Origin of the sequence: Citricoccus sp. SGAir0253 (assembly GCF_005877055.1) — a bacterium.
Classification (GTDB): domain Bacteria; phylum Actinomycetota; class Actinomycetes; order Actinomycetales; family Micrococcaceae; genus Citricoccus.
Genome location: NZ_CP039424.1, coordinates 2,243,084 through 2,262,527, shown reverse-complemented (window position 1 = coordinate 2,262,527; position 19,444 = coordinate 2,243,084). Strand labels below are relative to the sequence as shown.

General features: G+C 73.9%; 15 protein-coding genes. 13 read left to right on the top strand and 2 right to left on the bottom strand.

From position 1 onward, the window contains the following. Nucleotides 1-89: 89 nt before the first annotated feature. The 6 genes from E7744_RS09955 to E7744_RS09930 all read left to right on the top strand — a co-directional run bounded on the left by E7744_RS09955 (nt 90) and on the right by E7744_RS09930 (nt 7,438). Complete coding sequence (locus tag E7744_RS09955; protein WP_137773976.1) at nt 90-1,556, top strand: GuaB1 family IMP dehydrogenase-related protein; 1,467 nt, start codon at nt 90-92, stop codon at nt 1,554-1,556. 258 nt (nt 1,557-1,814) lie between these two features. Beyond that, entirely contained in the window at nt 1,815-3,161 is a 1,347-nt protein-coding gene (locus E7744_RS09950) for a hemolysin family protein (RefSeq protein ID WP_137773975.1), read from the top strand. Next, nucleotides 3,158-4,243 (top strand): hemolysin family protein, encoded by a 1,086-nt coding sequence (locus tag E7744_RS09945; RefSeq protein ID WP_137773974.1) that lies wholly within the window; start codon nt 3,158-3,160, stop codon nt 4,241-4,243. The genes E7744_RS09950 and E7744_RS09945 overlap by 4 nt, the downstream gene beginning before the upstream one ends. A gap of 162 nt (nt 4,244-4,405) precedes the next feature. Continuing rightward, entirely contained in the window at nt 4,406-5,587 is a 1,182-nt protein-coding gene (locus E7744_RS09940; RefSeq protein ID WP_246858394.1) for a metal ABC transporter substrate-binding protein, read from the top strand. 67 nt (nt 5,588-5,654) lie between these two features. Further along, nucleotides 5,655-6,623 carry a metal ABC transporter permease gene (locus E7744_RS09935; RefSeq protein WP_137773973.1) on the top strand — a complete coding sequence of 323 codons (969 nt, stop codon included), beginning with the start codon at nt 5,655-5,657 and terminating at the stop codon, nt 6,621-6,623. Continuing rightward, nucleotides 6,620-7,438 (top strand): metal ABC transporter ATP-binding protein, encoded by an 819-nt coding sequence (locus E7744_RS09930; protein ID WP_137773972.1) that lies wholly within the window; start codon nt 6,620-6,622, stop codon nt 7,436-7,438. The genes E7744_RS09935 and E7744_RS09930 overlap by 4 nt, the downstream gene beginning before the upstream one ends. Here the strand turns inward: E7744_RS09930 and E7744_RS09925 are convergent. Further along, on the bottom strand, nt 7,405-7,851 hold the full coding sequence (locus E7744_RS09925) for a Fur family transcriptional regulator (RefSeq protein WP_137773971.1): 447 nt from the start codon (nt 7,849-7,851) through the stop codon (nt 7,405-7,407). The two genes, E7744_RS09930 and E7744_RS09925, sit on opposite strands and share 34 nt — an antisense overlap. A gap of 220 nt (nt 7,852-8,071) precedes the next feature. Between E7744_RS09925 and E7744_RS09920 the strand changes: the two genes are divergently transcribed. The 3 genes from E7744_RS09920 to E7744_RS09910 all read left to right on the top strand — a co-directional run bounded on the left by E7744_RS09920 (nt 8,072) and on the right by E7744_RS09910 (nt 10,355). Next, nucleotides 8,072-8,752, top strand: coding sequence for an MBL fold metallo-hydrolase (locus E7744_RS09920; protein ID WP_137773970.1), 681 nt, complete (start codon nt 8,072-8,074; stop codon nt 8,750-8,752). Next, nucleotides 8,740-9,660, top strand: a complete 921-nt coding sequence (locus E7744_RS09915) for a sulfurtransferase (protein ID WP_137773969.1) — start codon at nt 8,740-8,742, stop codon at nt 9,658-9,660. The genes E7744_RS09920 and E7744_RS09915 overlap by 13 nt, the downstream gene beginning before the upstream one ends. A 266-nt stretch (nt 9,661-9,926) precedes the next feature. Beyond that, nucleotides 9,927-10,355 (top strand): HIT family protein, encoded by a 429-nt coding sequence (locus E7744_RS09910; RefSeq protein ID WP_137774980.1) that lies wholly within the window; start codon nt 9,927-9,929, stop codon nt 10,353-10,355. A gap of 51 nt (nt 10,356-10,406) precedes the next feature. Here E7744_RS09910 and hrpA read toward each other — a convergent pair whose 3' ends face one another. Beyond that, entirely contained in the window at nt 10,407-14,564 is a 4,158-nt protein-coding gene (gene hrpA, locus E7744_RS09905; RefSeq protein WP_137773968.1) for an ATP-dependent RNA helicase HrpA, read from the bottom strand. Nucleotides 14,565-14,849: 285 nt separating this feature from the next. On the opposite strand from hrpA, the gene E7744_RS09900 reads away from it, so the two are divergent. The 4 genes from E7744_RS09900 (at nt 14,850) to putP (ending at nt 19,433) form a co-directional block, all read left to right on the top strand. Next, entirely contained in the window at nt 14,850-15,875 is a 1,026-nt protein-coding gene (locus E7744_RS09900) for an ABC transporter substrate-binding protein (protein ID WP_137773967.1), read from the top strand. A gap of 88 nt (nt 15,876-15,963) precedes the next feature. Then, nucleotides 15,964-16,941 carry an ABC transporter permease gene (locus E7744_RS09895; RefSeq protein WP_137773966.1) on the top strand — a complete coding sequence of 326 codons (978 nt, stop codon included), beginning with the start codon at nt 15,964-15,966 and terminating at the stop codon, nt 16,939-16,941. Further along, nucleotides 16,941-17,732 carry an ABC transporter ATP-binding protein gene (locus tag E7744_RS09890; protein ID WP_137773965.1) on the top strand — a complete coding sequence of 264 codons (792 nt, stop codon included), beginning with the start codon at nt 16,941-16,943 and terminating at the stop codon, nt 17,730-17,732. Before E7744_RS09895 ends, E7744_RS09890 begins: the two co-directional genes overlap by 1 nt. A gap of 174 nt (nt 17,733-17,906) precedes the next feature. Then, nucleotides 17,907-19,433, top strand: a complete 1,527-nt coding sequence (gene putP / locus E7744_RS09885; RefSeq protein ID WP_137773964.1) for a sodium/proline symporter PutP — start codon at nt 17,907-17,909, stop codon at nt 19,431-19,433. Nucleotides 19,434-19,444: the final 11 nt, after the last annotated feature.

The window sequence follows — 19,444 nt, the reverse complement described above, 5'->3', positions numbered from 1 at the left end:
TCATGACAGCATAGTGACACTTGGCGTCCCGGCACCAACGACCCGGCGCGATTTCCCCGGTCCCCGCGCGGGGGTGCGACGATGGCCCCATGGAGTTCCTCACCGCGCCCACGACCGACCTCACGTACTCGGACGTCTTCCTGGTCCCCTCGCGGTCGGAGGTGACGAGCCGGATGGACGTGGACATCGCCGCCGACGACGGCACCGGCACCACCATCCCGGTCGTCGCGGCCAACATGACCGCCGTGACCGGGCGGCGCATGGTGGAGACGATGGCCCGCCGCGGCGGGCTAGGCATCCTGCCCCAGGACGTGCCGCTGGAGGTCATCCGCCAGGTGGCAGGCTGGGTCAAGGACCGCCACCCCGTCTTCGAGACGCCGCTGCGGGTCCGCCCCACCCACACCGTGCTGGACGTGCTGCACCTGCTGGGCAAGCGCGACCACCCGGCCGTGTGCGTCGTGGCCGAGGACGGGTCCTTCGCCGGCATCGTCCGGCACGAGGACTGCGAGGGCGTGGACCGGTTCTCCTCCGTGGCCTCCGTGCTGCGCCAGCCCTCCGTGGCGTTCCGGGCGGAGGACTTCCCGGCCCTGCGGGACGGCCGGCTGCCCGAGGCCGCCCTCGAGCGGGCGTTCCTGGCGCTCGACGGCGCCGGCACCCCCTACGCGCCGGTGCTGGACGGCGGCGCCCTCGTCGGGGTGCTCACCCCGGCCGGCGCGCTGCGCTCGGGCATGTTCGCCCCCGCCCTGGACGGCGCGGGCCGGCTGAAGGTGGGCGCCGCCGTCGGGATCAACGGGGACGTGGCCGGCCGCGCCGCGGCGCTCGCCGAGGCCGGCGTGGACGTCCTCGTCGTGGACACCGCGCACGGCCACCAGCGCAAGATGCTGGACGCGCTGGCCGCCGTGCGGGGACAGGACCTGGGCCTGCCCGTGGTCGCCGGCAACGTCGTCTCCGCGGACGGCGTGCGCGAGCTGGTGGCCGCCGGGGCGGACATCGTCAAGGTCGGGGTGGGGCCGGGCGCCATGTGCACCACGCGCATGATGACGGCCGTGGGCCGGCCCCAGTTCTCCGCCGTGCTCGAGTGCGCGGCCGCGGCCCGCGAGCTGGGCCGGCACGTCTGGGCCGACGGCGGCGTGCGCTACCCCCGGGACGTCGCCCTCGCGCTCGCGGCCGGGGCCAGCCAGGTGATGATCGGGTCCTGGTTCGCCGGCACCGTCGAGTCCCCGGGGGACCTGGTGACCGACGCCGACGGGCGCCGCTACAAGGAGAGCTTCGGCATGGCCTCGGCGCGCGCCGTGCAGAACCGGACCCGTGCGGAGGACGCCTACTCGCGCGCGCGCAAGGCGATGTTCGAGGAGGGCATCTCCACCTCCCGCATGTACCTGGATCCCGAGCGGCCCTCGGTCGAGGACCTGCTGGACATGATCACCGCGGGCGTTCGCTCGTCCATGACCTACGCCGGCGCCGCCGACCTGGCCGCGTTCCGCGAGCGCGCCGTGGTCGGCGTGCAGTCGGCGGCCGGCTACGAGGAGGGGCGGCCGGTCCGGCAGTCCTGGTGACGCCCGGGGCGGCCCGGAGGCACTCCGGGACCCGCGCCGGGTCGCGGGGCGGCGTCGGCGCAGGTGGGGCGCCCGGGGCAGGACCGCCCCCTATACTGGGGGCACCATGGACAGACACCGATCCGGTGCCACCTCCCGCCGCCGCGCCTCGGGCGCCGTGGCCGGAACGGAGCCCTCCAGTACGTGCTCACCCCACCCCGTCGGTCCGGCCCCCGGGGCCGTCGTCGGCGTGACGACCGCCGGGGGTGAGCGCTGACCGTGGAATGGCTCCTGCTGGGCCTCGGCCTGCTGCTCATCCTGGGCACCGGCTTCTTCGTGGCCGTCGAGTTCTCGATGATCGCCCTGGACGTCCCGACCGTGCAGCGGCTCGTGGACGAGGGCGACCGCGGGGCCGAACCGCTGCTGCGCTGCCTGAAGTCCCTCTCCACCCAGCTCTCGGCGTGCCAGCTCGGCATCACCCTGACCACGCTGCTGACCGGCTACCTCATGGAGCCCTCCCTCGGGGCGCTGCTGGCCGGGCCGCTGACGGCGTGGGGCGTGCCCGCGGCCTCGGCCACCGTGGTCTCGCTCGTGGTCGCCATGGTGGTGGCAACCCTGCTGTCGATGCTGATCGGCGAGCTGGTGCCCAAGAACCTCTCGATCGCCCGGGCGATGCAGGTGGGCCGTGCCCTGGCCCGTCCCCAGCTCGTGTTCACCGCCGTCTTCCGGCCGGTGATCTTCGTCCTCAACGGCTTCTCCAACCGCGTGCTGCACCTGTTCGGGATGGAGGCCAAGGAGGAGATCTCCGGCGCCCGCACCCCGGACGAGCTGTCCTCGCTCGTGCGCCGCTCGGCCGAGATGGGGACCCTGGACGCCAAGACCGCGACCTTCGTGGACCGCACCCTGCGGTTCTCGGACCGCACCGCCTCCGACGTCATGACCCCCCGCATCCGCATGGAGTCGATCGCGGCGGACGAGCCGCTGGACTCGGTCATCGACATCGCCCGGCGCACCGGCTACTCCCGGTTCCCGGTCATCGGGGAGTCCCCGGACGACGTGCGCGGCGTGCTGCACGTGAAGAAGGCCGTGGCGGTGCCGCGGGCCAAGCGGGCCGAGCTCGTGGCGGCGACCATCATGACCGACGTGGGGCGCGTGCCCGAGACCGTGCACCTGGACCAGCTGCTGGGCGAGCTGCGCTCGGCCAGCCTGCAGGTCGCCATGGTCGTGGACGAGTACGGGGGCACCGCCGGCATGGTCACGCTCGAGGACCTCGTGGAGGAGATCGTCGGCGAGGTCTCGGACGAGCACGACCGGGTCACCCCCGGCGTGCTCCAGACCGCCTCCGGCAAGTGGTACTTCCCCGGGCTCATGCGCCCGGACGAGGTCGGGGCCCAGGTCACCGGCCTCAGGGTCCCGGAGGATGGCTCCTACGACACCGTCGGCGGCTACGTGATGGCCCGGCTGGGCCGCGTGGCCGAGGTCGGGGACGCGGTCGAGGCCGACGGCGGCACCCTCGTGGTGGAGCGCATGGACGGCCGGCGGGTGGACCGCGTCAAGTTCATCCCCGCGGCGCCCGAGCCCCGGACCGCCCCGGGCGCGGCCGCGAACGGGGAGGTGGCCCGATGAGCCAGGACGTCGTCGGCATCCTGTGGCTGGTCGTGCTGCTCGCGGCCAACGCCTTCTTCGTCGCCGGGGAGTTCGCCGTCATGGGCGCCCGGCGCAGCCAGATCGAGCCGCGGGCCGAGGCCGGCTCGGGGCGCGCGCGCACGGCGCTGTTCGCCATGGAGCACGTCAGCCAGATGCTCGCGGTGTGCCAGCTCGGCATCACCGTGTGCTCGCTGCTGATCCTCAACGTGTCCGAGCCCGCCCTGCACCACCTGCTGGTCACCCCGCTGGAGGCGGTGGGGGTCCCGACGGCGGTCGCGGATGTCTCCGCGTTCGTCATCGCCCTGCTGGTGGTCACCTTCCTGCACGTCACCTTCGGCGAGATGGTCCCGAAGAACGCGGCCGTGTCCCTGGCCGACAAGGCCGTCCTGCTGCTGGCGACCCCGCTGGTGTGGCTCAACCGGGTGCTGCACCCGGTGATCGTGCTGCTGAACTGGTCGGCCAACGTCATCCTGCGTGCGCTGAGGGTGGAGCCCCAGGACGAGGTGAACTCCACCTACACGCTCGAGGAGGTGCAGTCGATCGTGGCCGAGTCCACGCGCACGGGCCTCGTGGACGACGGCTCGGGGCTGCTCTCCGGCGCCCTGGAGTTCTCGGACTACACCGCCGAGGCGGTGATGGTCCCGGACTCCCAGCTCGTCACCCTGCCGGCCGACGTCTCGCCGCAGGCCTTCGAGCGGGCCGTCGGCCGGACCGGGTTCTCCCGCTTCGTGCTCGAGGACGCGGACGGCTCGTACACGGGCTACCTCCACCTCAAGGACGTCATGACGGTCCCCTCGGAGCGCTACCGCGAGCCGGTGCCGGTGACCAAGGTGCGCTCGCTGGCCAACGTGGGGGTGCAGGACGAGATCGAGGACGCGCTCTCGCTCATGCAGCGGACCGGCTCGCACCTGGCCCGGGTCATCTCGGCCACGGGCCGGACGGTGGGCGTGCTGTTCCTCGAGGACGTGCTCGAGGTGCTCGTGGGCGAGATCCACGACGCCACGCAGTCGAGCAACCCGTACCGCCTGCGCCACCCGCGGGCGGCCGGCGCCGAGGGCTGAGGCCGGTCCCGCGGCCGCGGGCCGGGCCTGCCCCCCGGGGGGCGGGGCCCCGTGACGGGGCACCCGCCGCCCGCCCGGACCGCCGGTGTTATTGCGAACGAGTCGCACCTGATATTCTTGACAACGATTCGCAATAACCGTCCGATCCCGGAGGATCCCGCCATGCCCCACCGCCCCCGCCGCGACCGCCGGCTGATGCCCGCCCTGGGCCTCGCGGCCGTCACCCTGCTCACCGTCACGTCCTGCGCGGACGGAGGGGCCTCCGGGGACACCGCGGGGGGCGGGGAGGCCGCGGGCGAGCCCGTGGCCGTGGCGACCACCACGCAGCTGGGCAGTGTCCTGGCGGACGTCACCGCGTGCGCCGGGACCGGGTCCACCACGTTGATGGGTCCCGGTGACGACCCGCACGACTTCTCGCCCTCCTCCCGGCAGGTCGCCGAGATGGCGGGGGCCGAGCTGGTGGTGGCCAACGGCCTCGGCCTGGAGTCGGGGATGGCCTCGGCGCTGGAGAACGCCACGGCGGACGGGGCGCGAGTGCTCGAGGTCGCCCCCGAGCTGGACCCGCTGCCCTACGCCGAGGAGCCGTCCGAGGAGCTCACCGGCGAGCACGCGGGGGAGACCGCCGAGGAGCACGCGGCGCACGCCGACGAGGCCGAGGACGCCCACGCGGGGGAGACCGCCGAGGAGCACGCGGCGCACGCCGACGAGGCCGAGGACGCCCACGCGGGGGAGACGGCCGAGGAGCACGCGGCGCACGCCGACGAGGCCGAGGACGCCCACGCGGGGGAGACGGCCGAGGAGCACGCGGCGCACGGTGACGAGGACCCGCACGTCTGGATGGACGTGGCGCGCATGGCGCGGGCGGCCGAGGTGATCGGCGACGCGCTGGCCGAGGCCACCGGCGACGACGCCTACGCCGACTGCGGCCGGCAGGAGCGCTCGGCCCTGGAGGAGGCCGACGGGCAGATCCGCGAGATCCTGGCCGGGATCCCCGAGGACCGGCGCACGCTGCTGACGGACCATGACGCCTATGCCTACTTCGCCGACGCCTACGGCTTCGAGGTCGCCGGCGTGGTCGTCCCGGGCGGGTCCACCGACTCCGAGCCGTCCTCGGAGCGCCTGGCCGGCCTCGTCGACCGGGTCGAGCGGGAGGGCGTGGACGCCCTCGTCATGAGCGCCGGGTCCGGCAACCGGCTCATCCCGGCCCTGGCGGCCGAGACGGGCGGCGGGGTCCCCGTGGTCGAGCTCTACGAGGGCGGCGTGGGAGGCCCGGGCTCCGGGGCGGAGGACTACGCGGAGGCCATGGTCACCAACGCGAAGACCCTCGCGGACGCGCTCTCGTGACCGGGACCTCCGGACGGCGTCGCCGCCCCCGGGTCCGGTGCGGCGAGCGGGCACTAGGGTGGTCGCCGTGGACTGGTTGATCGAGCCCTTCGCCCTGGGCTTCCAGCAGCGCGCCCTCGTGGGCGGGCTGGTCGCCGCCGTCATGTGCTCCGTGGTCGGGGTCTGGCTGGTGCTGCGCGGGATGAGCTTCTTCGGGGACGCCTTCGTCCACGGGGTGATCCCCGGGATCGCCGCCGCCGTGCTGTTCGGGTTCTCCCCGTACGCGGGGGCCGCCGTGGCGGCCGCGGCCATGGTCGGCGGGATGCAGCTGGTCTACCGGACCACTACCCTGAAGGAGGACACCTCCATCGGCCTGCTCTTCGTGGGCATGATGGCCCTGGGCGTGGTGATCATCTCCCGCTCGGAGTCGTACACGGGCTCCCTCACGGCGATCCTCTTCGGCGACGCCCTCGGGGTGACCTGGGCGGACATCCGGATCCAGTCCGTGCTGGCCGTCGTGGTGGTCCTGTTCGCCGCCCTGCTCTACCGTCCCCTGATGGCGCTGTCCTTCTCCCCGGCCAAGGCGCGCTCCCTGGGCCTGCACCCCCGGCTGACGCACGGGCTGCTGCTGGTGCTCATCGCCACGGCCGTGATCGGCAGCTTCCAGGCCGTGGGCACCATGCTCGTCTTCGGCCTGCTGGTGGGCCCGCCGGCCACGGCGGCCCTGGTGTCCCGCTCGGTGCCGGCCATGTTCGCCTGGTCGGTGGGCATCGCGATGGCCTCCGTGGCCGTGGGCCTGTCCCTGAGCTACCACTGGGGCACGGCGGGGTCGGCGACGATGGCGCTGACGCCCATCGTCCTGTTCTTCGTGGTCCTCGCGGTCCGCGAGGCGGTGCGCGTGCTGCGCCGCCGTTCGGGCCGCCGCGGTGGGGGACGCGGCGTGCTCGCCCCGGAGATCGCCGCCCCGGGACCCGCCGTCCCCGCCTCCGTCGCCCCGGGGGGCTCGGCCCCGGGTCCCGTCGCCGCGCCGCGGCCGGCCGGGGAGGTGGGTCCGTGAGCGCCGCGACGACGCCGGGCGGGCCGCTGGTCGAGGCGAGGGACCTGGTCCTCTCGCACGGCCACCACGTGGCCCTGGCCGCCTCCACCTTCCGGGTGCCGCTGGGCGGGGTGACCGCCGTGATCGGGCCCAACGGCTCGGGCAAGTCCACCCTGCTGCAGGCGATCGCGGGGGTGCTGGAGCCGACGTCGGGCTCCCTGCAGGTGCTGGGCGGCTCCGCGCGGGCCAACCGCCGGCGGATCTCCTACGTCATGCAGTCGGTCGTGTTCCCGGTGGGCACCCCGATGACCGTGCGCGACGTCGTGCGGATGGGCCGGTACCCGGCTCGCGGCTGGCTGCGCCCCTTCGGGCGGGCGGACCGGGAGGCCGTCCGGGCCGCGCTGGAGCAGATGGACGTGGCCGACCTGGCCGGCCGCCACCTCGAGGAGCTCTCGGGGGGCCAGCGCCAGCGCGTCTACGTGGCCCAGGGACTGGCCCAGGGCCACGAGGTGCTCATGCTCGACGAGCCGATGACCGGACTGGACATCACCTCGGCGCGGACCATCGACCGGATCATCCACGCGGAGACGGACCACGGGCACTCCGTGGTGCTGACGACCCACGACCTCGAGGAGGCCGGGGCGGCGGACCACGTCATCCTGGTGAACGGCCGCGTGGTGGCCTCGGGACCCCCGGCCGCCGTGATGACGCGCCGGAACCTGGAGGACGTGTACGGCCTGGGCTCGCTGCACCGCTCCGCCACGCCATTGCTGGTGGACCCGGACTGCGGCCCGCCGGAGGCTCAGGAGCGGGAACAGTCGGGGCAGGTCCCGTAGATCTCCACGGTGTGCTCCACGTCGGTGAAGCCGTGCTCGCCCGCGATCCGCTCGGTCCACCGCTCCACCGCGGGGGCCTCGATCTCCACGGCCCGGCCGCAGCGGCGGCAGACCAGGTGGTGATGGTGGTCCTGCGCCTCGCAGCGCCGGAACAACGACTCGCCGTCGTCCGGGTTCAGCACGTCCACGGTGCCCTCCTGCTGCTGCTGCTGCAGGACGCGGTACACCGTGGCCAGCGAGACCTGCTCGCCGCGCTCGCGCAGGACGTCGAACAGCTCCCGGGCGCTGACGAAGTCGCGCAGCTCGTCCAGGGCGCGGTTCACCGCCGTCTTCTGCCGGGTGGACCGTCCCCGGGGAGCCCGGGCGGTCGGCGGCGTCGGGGTGGGGGAGGTCTGGTCGGGTCCGGCTTCCATCGAGGGTCAAGGCTACCAGCGCGTGCCGGGCCGGGTCCCGGGCCGCGGGCGCTCGCGCCCGGCCTGGCCCTGGCCGGGCCGTCATCGAGGATCGACCGCGGCCGGACCGGATCCCGGTCACGTCCCGGTGGGGGGCCGACCGGCTCCTGACCCGGGGCGTCGGGCGCCCGGGCCGTCGGGGGTGCTGCCGGGGCGTGGCGGTCGGGGCTACGCTGGACGGGTGCATTCCCAGATCTCGCTGACGAAGTTCGGCCACGCGTGCGTGCGCCTGGAGAAGGACGGCCGGCGGCTGGTGATCGATCCGGGGACCTTCACGGACGTCCCCGCGGCCCTGGAGGGCGTGGAGCACGTGCTCGTCACCCACGAGCACGCCGACCACCTGGACGACGGCCCCGTGCTCGCGCACCTCGCCGCCCACCCGGCCGTCACGGTGCGCGCCCCCGCCGCCGCGGCCGCCCGGCTCGCCTCCGCCGCCGGCGCGGCGGGCGTGGACGCGGGGCGGGTCATCGCCACCGGTCCGGGCGAGGAGTTCGAGACGGCGGGCTTCGCCGTGCGCACCCTGGGCGGCCAGCACGCGGTGATCCACCCGCAGATCCCCGTGGTCGCCAACACCGGGTACCTCGTGGACGGGCTCGTCTACCACCCCGGGGACAGCTACGTGGTGCCCGCCGGCCCGCCGCCGGACACCCTCCTGGTCCCGCTGAGTGCCCCGTGGTCCAAGCTCGCGGAGATGGTCGACTTCATCACGGCCGTCCGCCCGCGGCAGGCCGTGCCCGTCCACGACGGCCTGCTCAACGGCCGCGGGCTGCCGATGTACCGCGGCCACGCGGGCACCTTCGCCGAGCGCTACGGTGCCGTGCTGACCGTGCTGGAGGAGGGGGAGAGCACGTGGATCGGCTGACCGGGGCCGCGCCCGTGCTCGTGGACGCCGCGACCGTCGCCGCCTGGCAGGGGCAGGCCCCCGCCGGCGGTGGGTCCCCCCGGACGGGGTTCGTGCCCGCCGAACCGGCGCCCGGACCGGAGGCACTGAAGCTGCTCGACGTGCGCTGGACCGCCCTGGGCGGCGGCTCCGGGCACGCCGAGTACCTGTGCGGCCACCTGCCCGGGGCCGTGTACGTGAGCATGGACGGCCAGCTCTCCGGCCACGGCGGCCCGCGCGAGGGCCGGCACCCGCTGCCGGACCCGGACCGCTTCGGGGAGACCGTGCGCATGCTGGGCATCGACGACGGCGACACCGTGGTGGTCTACGACGACGCCCAGGGCACCTCCGCGGCGCGCGCCTGGTGGCTGCTGCGCCACGCCGGGATCGAGCGCACCTTCCTGCTCGACGGCGGCCTCGCGGCGTGGCGCCAGGCCGGGCTGCCGCTGCAGGCCGGGGACGTGATCCCCGTGCCCGGCACGGCCCGCACCTCGTGGGGGCGGATGCCCGTGCTGGACATGGACGCCGCGGCGGCCCTGCCCGGCGACGGCCTGCTGCTGGACGCCCGGGCCGCGGCGCGCTACCGCGGCGACGAGGAGCCCCTGGACCCGCGGGCCGGGCACATCCCCGGCGCGGTGAGCGCCCCCACGAGCGAGAACGTGGACGCGCGGGGACGCTTCCGGCCGGCCGAGGAGCTGGCCGCCCGGTTCCGTGCCCTCGGCGCCGACGGCGGGGTCCCCGTGGGCGCCTACTGCGGCTCCGGCGTGACGGCGGCCCACGAGGTGGCCGCCCTGCAGGTGGCCGGCTACGAGGCGGCGTTGTACCCGGGATCCTGGTCGGCCTGGTCCAACACCCCCGGCCGGCCCGTGGCCACCGGGGACCGGCCGTGACACCCGCCCCGCGGGGACCGCTGCCCGTGCCGCGCGGCGCAGTCGAGGCGGCCCTCGCGCGCGACGGCATCCGTCCGCGCCGGACGGCCCGGCAGGACGGTGCCGACCAGGAGGACGGTGCCGACCAGGAGGACGGTGCCGATCGGCAGCACCGCCCCGTGGGGCATGATGGCGGTACGGACGGCGGCGACGGCGTCCCCGCCGGGGACGCCCGGCCCGTCGCCCCGCGCTCCACCCCGACCCCGACCGCTGAAGGAGACCACACCATGAGCACCGTCTTCACCCGCATCCTCGACGGGGACCTGCCCGGCCGCTTCGTCTGGAGGGACGAGACGTGCGCCGCGTTCCTGTCCATCGGGCCGATGACCCCCGGCCACACCCTCGTGGTGCCGCGGGCCGAGGTGGACAAGTGGACGGAGGCGGACCCGGAACTGGTGGCCCACCTCGTCCGCGTCGCCCAGGTGATCGGCGCGGTCCAGGTGGAGGCGTTCGAGGCCCACCGGGCGGGGCTCATGATCGCCGGCTACGAGATCCCGCACCTGCACGTCCACGTCTGGCCCTCGAACTCCCTCGAGGACTTCGACCTGTCGAACGTGGACAACCACCCCGAGCCGGAGGACCTGGACGAGGCGGCCGAGAGGATCCGCGCCGGGCTGCGCGTGGCCGGCCACGGGGAGTTCGTCCCCGGGGACTGACGCCTCCCGCGGACGGGTCCCCCGGCGGGGCGGTCCCGGCCCGGCGCCGGCTCAGTCGGTGGCCCGGCGCAGGGCCTGGCGCACGCGCTTCTCCGACACGCTGACGGCGGTCCCGAGCTCCTGGGCGAAGAGGCCCACGCGCAGCTCCTCGAGCAGCCAGCGCACCTCCTCCAGCTCCGGGGGCACGGGACGGCCGGCGGGCAGCGCGGCCACGGCGGCGTCGAAGTCGTCCTCGAGGGACTGCACCACGGCCATGTCCCGGGCGTCGCGCTGGACGTGCCCACCGGACTGGAGCCGCTCGATCCGGCGCAGCATCCCGTCCAGGTACCGGGGCAGGTGCTGCAGGTGGCGCCAGCCGGTCGCCGCCACGAACCCCGGGAAGACGAGCTGCTCGAGCTGCGCCTTGATGTCGCTCAGCGCCGGGGCCATCGCCAGGGAGACCGATCCCTTGAGCTGGCGGCGCACCTGTGCGGCGCGGGCGAGCACGCGCTCGACCACCGCCGTCACGGCGAACACGGTGTCGATCAGCTCGGCGCGCACCGTGCCGAACAGCGCCTCGAAGCCGGCCGCGGTGTACGGCAGCTCCTCCGGCAGCAGGCGGTCCACGGCGGCCCGCGTGCAGTCGGCCACGAGCTGGTCCACGGAGCCGTGGGGGTTCTGCGTGAAGGTCAGCTTCTCCCGGTTGTCCAGGTGGTCCAGGACGTAGCGCTGCGGGCTCGGCAGCCGGGCCAGCAGCAGCGCGGCCACCCCGCCGCGGTGCGCGGCGTGCTGGTCCTGCTCCGTGCGGTGCACGATCAGCCCGGCCGCGGGGGACCCGTCCGGCAGCGCCTCCGCCACGAGGCCCGGGTATCCGGTGATGCGCTGGGTCCCGGAGCCGGCCGAGACGGTCGTGTCCAGCTTGCGGGGGATGTCCCCGAGGTCCCAGGTCGTCAGCCCGTGCCGCTCGGCGAGCACCGGGCCGGCCGCCGCGCCGCGGCCCCCGCCCCGTCCGCGACCGCGCCCGCCGCGGCCGCCGTCGCCCGCCGTGCCCGGGGCACCGGCGAGGGCCGCGGGGGAGGGGGCGCCGCCGTCGGGCCTGCCGGCAGCCGGGGACGAGCCCGCACCGGAGGCGCGGGCGAGGGACTCGGCGATCGCCGTCCGGTTCTGCCCGGCGAGGCGGTCCTGCAGGGCCGCGAGGTCCTGGCCGGCGCCGATGACGGCGCCCCGGGCGTCCACCACCCGGTAGTCGGGCACGAGGTGGGCCGGCACGGCCGAGAGGTCCCAGGAACCCGGCGGGATGACGACCCCGCGCAGCCGGCGCAGGACCAGCTCCAGCGCGGGCAGCAGGTCGTCCCGCTGCGGGTCGGCCTCCTCGGCGAGGCGCTCGACGGCGGCGCGCGCCACGTCCGGGGCCGGCACCACGGTCTTGCGCACGGCCTTGGGCAGGGACCGGATCAGCGCCGTGACGAGCTCCACCCGCAGGCCCGGGACGAGCCAGCGGAACCGCTCGGGGTCCATCTGGTTGAGCAGCAGCACGGGGATGATGACCGTGATGCCGTCCGGCTCGCCCGCGGTGGCGGCCGGGTTGAAGTCATAGGACAGCTCCAGGTCCACCCCGCCGCCCTCCGTGGGGTGGTGGAACGTGGTGGGGAACTGGTCCGTGTCCAGGTCCTGGGCGTCCACGGCCAGCAGCGCCGCCGGGTCGAAGTCCAGCAGCTCCGGGGTGCGGTGGCGCTGCTTCTTCCACCACGCGTCGAAGTGCCGCTCCGAGACCACCGAGGCGGGCACCCGCGCGTCGTAGAACTCGAACAGGTCCTGGTCCGAGACCCGCAGGTCCCTCCGGCGCAGGCGCGTCTCCAGCTCCTCGACCTCCGCGAGCGCCTGGCGGTTGCGCGCGAAGAAGTGGTGCCGGGTGCGCCAGTCGCCCTCCACGAGGGCGTGCCGGATGAACAGCTCGCGGGACAGGACGGGGTCGATCCGCCAGAACTGGACGGTCCGGTCCGGGACCAGGGTGACGCCGAAGAGGGTGACCTTCTCTCGCGCCACGACCGATCCGGAGCGGCGGGACCAGTGCGGTTCGTTGTAGGTGCGCTTGGCCAGCGGGCCGGCCGCCTCCACCGCCCAGTCGGGGTCGATGCGCGCGACCATGCGCGCCCACAGCCGGGAGGTCTCCACGAGCTCGGCGGCCATCACGAACGGATGGCGCTTGCGGAACAGCGCCGAGCCGGGGAACACCGCGAACCGGGTGTTGCGGGCGCCGGCGTACTCGCGCTTGCGCTCGTCCCAGGACCCGATGTGGGACAGCAGCCCCGCCAGCAGGGACCGGTGCACCGGCTCGTGCTGGCCCACGGGGTCCACGGGCCCGGGCGAGACCGAGATGCCCAGGGGCTTCGCCAGCTGGCGCAGCTGCTGGACCAGGTCCTGCCATTCCCGGACCCGCAGGTAGTTGATGTGCTCGGCCCGGCACAGCCGGCGGAACTGGTTGCCGGAGAGCTCCTTCTGCTGCGTGCGCAGGTAGGACCACAGGTTCAGCAGGGCGGAGAAGTCCGAGTTCTCGTCCGCGAACCGGGCGTGCTGCTCGTCCGCCTGGGCGCGCTGCTCGGTGGGCCGCTCCCGGGGGTCCTGGATGGTCAGCGCCGCCGCCAGCACCATGACCTCGCGCACGCAGCCGCGCTCGCCGGCCTCCACGATCATCCGGCCCAGCCGCGGGTCCACGGGCAGGCGCGCGAGCTTGCGGCCAACGGGGGTGATCGTGCCCTTGGGGTGGGTCCGGCCCGCGGCGTCCGGCCGGCCGCTGGCCAGGGCGCCGAGCTCGGTCAGCACGGTGGCCCCGTCCGCCACCTGGCGCGGATCCGGGGCCTGCAGGAAGGGGAAGTCGCCCACGTCCGCCGGGGTGCGGGCCACGCCCATGGAGCACATCTGCAGGATGACCGCGGAGAGGTTGGTGCGCAGGATCTCCGGGTCGGTGAACTCGGGGCGGGAGAGGTAGTCCTCCTCGGAGTACAGCCGGATGGCGATGCCGTCCGAGGTGCGCCCGCACCGTCCCGAGCGCTGGTTGGCGCTGGCCTGGCTGATCCGCTCGATCGGCAGGCGCTGGACCTTGGTGCGGTGCGAGTACCGCGAGATGCGCGCGGTGCCGGTGTCGATCACGTACTTGATGCCCGGCACCGTCAGGGACGTCTCCGCCACGTTCGTGGCCAGCACGATCCGGCGCCGCCCGCCGGGGGAGAACACGCGGTGCTGCTCGGCCATGGAGAGCCGGCCGTACAGGGGCAGGACCTCCGCACCGGCCAGCCGGCGGTTCGCGGCCACGCGCGGGGCCAGGGCCTCGGCCGTGTCGCGGATCTCCCGCTCCCCGGAGAAGAACACGAGGATGTCCCCGGGGGCCTCGCGCGAGAGCTCGTCGACGGCGTCGCACACCGCGTCCACCGGGTCGCGCGCGTCCTCGGCGTCGTCCGCGTCGTCCTCGGGATCGTCCAGCGGGCGGGGCTGGTCCAGCGGCCGGTAGCGCACCTCCACCGGGTAGGTGCGCCCGGAGACCTCGATGACGGGGGCCGGCACCGGCTCCCCGCCCTCCTCGGCCGGCGGGGCGGCGAAGTGCGCCGCGAAGGACTCCGGGTCGATCGTCGCGGAGGTGATCACCACCCGCAGGTCCGGCCGCTCGGGCAGGATGCGCTTGAGGTAGCCCAACAGCACGTCGATGTTCAGGCTGCGCTCGTGGGCCTCGTCGATGATGATGGCCGCGTAGCGCGAGAGCAGCCGGTCGTGCTGGATCTCCGCGAGCAGGATGCCGTCCGTCATCACCTTGATGCGGGTGTCCGCCGAGGTCTCGGCCGTGAACCGGACCTGGTAGCCGACGTCCGTGCCGATGGGGGTCCCGACCTCGTGGGCGATGCGCTCGGCGACGGAGCGGGCGGCGAGCCGCCGCGGCTGGGTGTGGCCGATCATCCCGGTGCCGGACACCGCGGGCTCGTCCGGGTCCTGGGCCAGCTCCAGGAGCATCTTGGGCAGCTGGGTGGTCTTGCCCGAGCCGGTCTCCCCGGCCACGATGACGACCTGGTGGCCGCGGATCGCGTCCTTGATGGTGTCCCGCTCGGCCGAGACCGGCAGCTCGGGCGGGTACTCCAGGCGCGGGCGCCGGTCCCCGGGCGGCACGGCGGAGGCCGGCGGGGCGGTGGCGGGAGCGGGCGCGGAGGAGGCCGCGGCGGGGGCGGCGGAGGCGTCGGACATGGCACCGGACAGTCTAGTCGCCGGGGGGCCTGCGGCCCCGATCGTCTGCGGGGTCCTCCCGGGGAGCGCCGAGTCGTCCCGGCGGGGTCCGGAATCCGGGCCGAGGGCGAGCAGAAGTTCTGCGGATCGGCGTTGCGGATGCGGATTTTCCACGGACAGGAGGTCTTATGGTGCATTGTGTTGTGCGTCACGTCTATTCTTGACTACCAACGTCCCCGGTCATCCCACCTCGGCGCAGCCTGCGTCCAGCCACCGCGGGACCGGATCGTGGAAAGGACCACCCTGATGATTCGCACCCACAAGGCTCGCACCGGGATCCGCGCCGGGGCCCTCCTGGCCGTCTCCGCCCTCGCCCTGACCGCCTGCGGCGGCTCCGGGAACGACGGCGGCGCGGGCGGCGGGGCGTCCGACGGGGCCGGCGCGTCCGGCGAGACGTACTCGATCGGCGTCTCCCAGTACGTGACCCACCCCTCCCTCGACGCGGCCCTCAAGGGCTTCGAGGACGGGCTGAAGGACGCCGGGCTGGACGCCGAGCTCGACGTGCAGAACGCCCAGGGCGACCAGGGCACGGCCAACACGATCGCCGGCACCTTCGCCGGTGCGGACAAGGACCTCATCCTGGCCATCGCCACCCCGTCCGCCCAGACCGTGGCCCAGGCGGTCACCGACGTCCCCGTCCTGTTCACCGCCGTCACCGACCCGGTCTCCGCCCAGCTCGTCGACTCCAACGAGGCGCCCGGCGGCAACGTCACCGGCACCTCGGACGCGAACCCCGTCAAGGAGCAGCTGTCCCTGCTGAAGGAGCTGGCCCCGGACGCCAAGCGCGTCGGCGTGGTCTACTCCTCGGGCGAGGTCAACTCGCAGGTCCAGGTCGACTGGGCCAAGGAGGCCGCCTCCGAGCTCGGCCTGGAGATCGTCGAGGCGACCGTCTCCAACTCCTCCGAGGTCCAGCAGGCCGCGAACTCGCTGGACGTGGACGCGTTCTACGTGCCGACCGACAACGCCGTGGTCTCCGCGCTGGAGTCCCTGATCGGCGTGGCGCGGAACGAGCAGGTCCCGGTCATCGCGGCCGAGGGCGACTCCGTGGAGCGCGGCGCCGTGGCCACCTACGGCCTGAACTACGAGAAGCTGGGCCAGCAGACCGCGGACATGGCCGCCCGGATCCTCACCGAGGGCGCCGACCCGGCCACCATGCCGGTGGAGACCCAGACCGAGCCGGAGCTGTACGTCAACCCCTCCGCGGCCGAGTCCATGGGCGTGGAGATCCCGCAGTCCGTGCTGGACGAGGCCGACCACACTGTCGGCGAGTAACCTCCTCCCCGTCCCCTTCGACTCCTTCGCGGTGCCGCCCCGGCGACCCCGGGGCGGCACCGCCCGATCCAGCCACATTGGAGCTGCCATGACGACCGCCATCGAACTCGGTCTGATCTACGCCATCATGGCGCTGGGGGTCTACCTGACCTTCCGCATCCTCGACTTCCCCGACCTGACGGTGGACGGTTCGTTCACGACCGGGGCCGCCGTCGCCGCCATCTCGATCACCAACGGCATCGACCCCCTCGTCGCGATCGTCATGGCCTTCGTGGCCGGGCTCATCGCCGGCGTCATCACGGGACTGCTCAACACGAAGGGCCGCATCAACGGCCTGCTCGCGGGCATCCTCACCCAGATCGCCCTGTACTCGATCAACCTGCGCATCATGGGCAAGGCCAACGTCCCGCTGCTCGGCGAGGAGACCGCCATCACGCCCCTGCGCACCGCCGGGGTCCTCGGCGGGCCGCTGGGCATCGCCGCCTTCGCGGCGCTCGCCCTCGTCCTGGCGCTCGTGCTCGTGTGGTTCCTGCACACGGACACCGGCCTGGCCATGCAGGCCACGGGCGACAACGAGCGGATGATCCGGTCCTTCGGCGTCAACACCGACAACCAGAAGATCCTCGGCCTGGCCCTGTCCAACGGGCTCGTCGGCATGTGCGGCGCGGTGATCGCCCAGTACCAGGGCTTCGCCGACATCGGCATGGGCATCGGCCTGATCCTGGCGGGGCTGGCCTCGGTCATCATCGGCCAGGCGATCTTCGGCACGCGCACGATCCTCGTCGCCGCGCTCGCGGTGGTCATCGGCTCGGTGATCTACCGCGTGGTCATCCAGCTCTCCCTCGAGGCGGGGCTGAACCCGAACGACATGAAGCTCATCTCCGCGGTCCTCGTGGTGCTGGCCCTCGTCGTCCCGCAGCTGCCGTTCTTCCGCCGGCGCCGTCGCACCAAGGCCCGCACGGGCCAGGCGGCCGTGGTGGACGAGACGCCCGGCGCCCCCGCCCTGGCCGCCGGCGCCCCGGGCGCCGGCACCGCCACCACCACGATCGAGCAGGGAGAGCGCTGATGCTGACCGTTTCCTCCGTCTCCAAGACCTTCTTCGCCGGCACCGTCAACGAGCGCCGCGCCCTGCGCGGGGTGGACCTGGACCTGGCCGAGGGCGACTTCGTGACCGTCATCGGCTCCAACGGCGCCGGCAAGTCCACCGTGCTGAACATCGTCTCGGGCGACCTGTCCCCGGACGAGGGCACCGTGGTGATCGACGGCCGGGACGTCACCCGGCTGCAGGACCATCAGCGGGCGGCCTTCGTCGGCCGCGTGTTCCAGGATCCGATGGCCGGCACGGCGCCGCACCTGACGATCGAGGAGAACATGGCCATCGCGGACCGCCGCGGGCAGTCCCGCCGGCTGTCCCTCGGGGTCACGCGGGCCAAGCGGCGCCGGTTCGCCGACGAGCTCGCCACCCTCGAGCTGGGGCTGGAGAACCGGCTCAAGGCCAAGGTCGGCCTGCTCTCCGGCGGCCAGCGCCAGGCCCTGAGCCTGCTGATGGCCACCTTCTCGGACCCGAAGATCCTGCTGCTGGACGAGCACACGGCCGCCCTGGACCCGCAGCGCGCGGACCTCGTGACGCGGCTGACGAGGCAGGTCGTCGAGGAGAAGGGGCTGACCACCCTGATGGTCACCCACAACATGGAGCAGGCCCTGCGCGTGGGCAATCGGCTGATCATGATGCACGAGGGCCGGATCATTCTGGACCTGTCCGAGGAGGAGAAGCGCGGGCGCACCGTGAAGGACCTGCTCGGCGAGTTCGAGAAGATCAAGGGCGCCACGATCGACGACAAGACCCTGCTGCAGTAGGCCCGCGGACGGACCTGCCCGGGGAACGGCGCGGCCGGGGCGTCGGCTGGTGATCCGTGCCGTCCCGTGGCAGGGTGACCCCGGGCACCCCGCCACGGGGGCCCGAGCCGTGCCTCCCCGGACGGTGCCTGACCGCTGCCGGGACGGGGCACGGGTCCCGGAAACGAGGAGACCATGGACTACACCTTCAAGATCATCGCGATCGGCCTGTACTTCGCGGCCATGCTGGCCATCGGGTTCTACGCCGCCCGCAACAACTCGGACCTCGACGACTACATGCTGGCCGGGCGCAGGATGCGGCCCTCCGTGGCGGCCCTGTCGGCCGGGGCCTCGGACATGTCCGGCTGGCTGCTGCTGGGCCTGCCCGGTGCCGTCTACGCCGCAGGCCTGGTCGAGGCCTGGATCGCGATCGGCCTGACGGTCGGCGCGTGGCTGAACTGGAAGTTCGTCGCCCCCCGGCTGCGTGCCTACACCGAGGTGGCCCGCAACTCCATCACCATCCCCTCGTTCCTGGAGAACCGCTTCCGGGACCGCACGCGGGTGCTGCGCATCGTGGCGGGCCTGGTCATCCTCGTCTTCTTCACCTTCTACGTCTCCTCCGGCATGGTCTCCGGCGGCAAGTTCTTCGAGTCCTCCTTCGGCTCCACCTACCTGTTCGGCATGTTCCTGGTCGCCGGCATCACGATCGTCTACACGCTCTTCGGCGGGTTCCTCGGGGCCTCCCTGACCGACGTGGTCCAGGGCCTGATGATGCTGGCCGCCCTGGTCGCCGTGCCCGTCGTGGCGATCATCCACCTCGGCGGCTGGGGCGAGGTCGTCTCCTCCATCCAGGCCGCCGACGCCGCCGGCGGCGGCGACCGCCTGTCCCTGCTCGGCGGCGCCACGGTGGTCGGCGTCGCCTCCGCGCTGGCCTGGGGCCTGGGCTACTTCGGGCAGCCCCACATCATCGTGCGGTTCATGGCCCTGCGCTCGGCGAAGGACGCCGTGGTCGGCCGGCGGATCGGCATCGCCTGGATGGCGATCTGCGCCCTCGGGGCGATCATGACGGCCCTCGTCGGCATCGCGTACGTCCAGGCGAACCCGGGGATGACCCTCGAGGACCCCGAGACCGTCTTCCTGGCCCTGTCCCAGGTCCTGTTCCACCCGCTCGTGGCCGGCCTGGTCCTGGCCGCCGTGCTGGCGGCCGTCATGTCCACCATCTCCTCGCAGCTGATCGTGTGTTCCTCGGCCCTGGTGGAGGACCTCTACAAGCTCGTGGGTCGCGAGGCCAGTCCGCGGGCCGGGCTGTGGCTGGGACGGACCGGCGTGGTCGTGGTCTCCGTCGTCGCCCTGCTGCTCGCCCTGGACCCGGAGTCCAGCGTGCTGGAGCTCGTCGCCTTCGCGTGGGCCGGCTTCGGGGCGTCGTTCGGGCCGATCGTCATCCTGTCCCTGTTCTGGCGGCGCTTCAACGCGGCCGGTGCGATCACCGCCCTCGTGGTCGGCACCGTCGTGGTGTTCTGGTGGGGCAACATGCCGGACGAGGCGTGGGGCGGGACCTTCGCCCTCTACGAGATCGTGCCCGGCTTCGTCCTCGCGGCCGTCGCCGGCATCGCGGTCTCGCTCGCGACCCACCGCCGGGACCCCGAGATCGACGCCGAGTTCGACGAGGCCGTGGCGGTGTCCCGCGGCGCGGAGCCCGCCGAGCGCGCCGTCCGGGCCTAGGACCGCCCCGG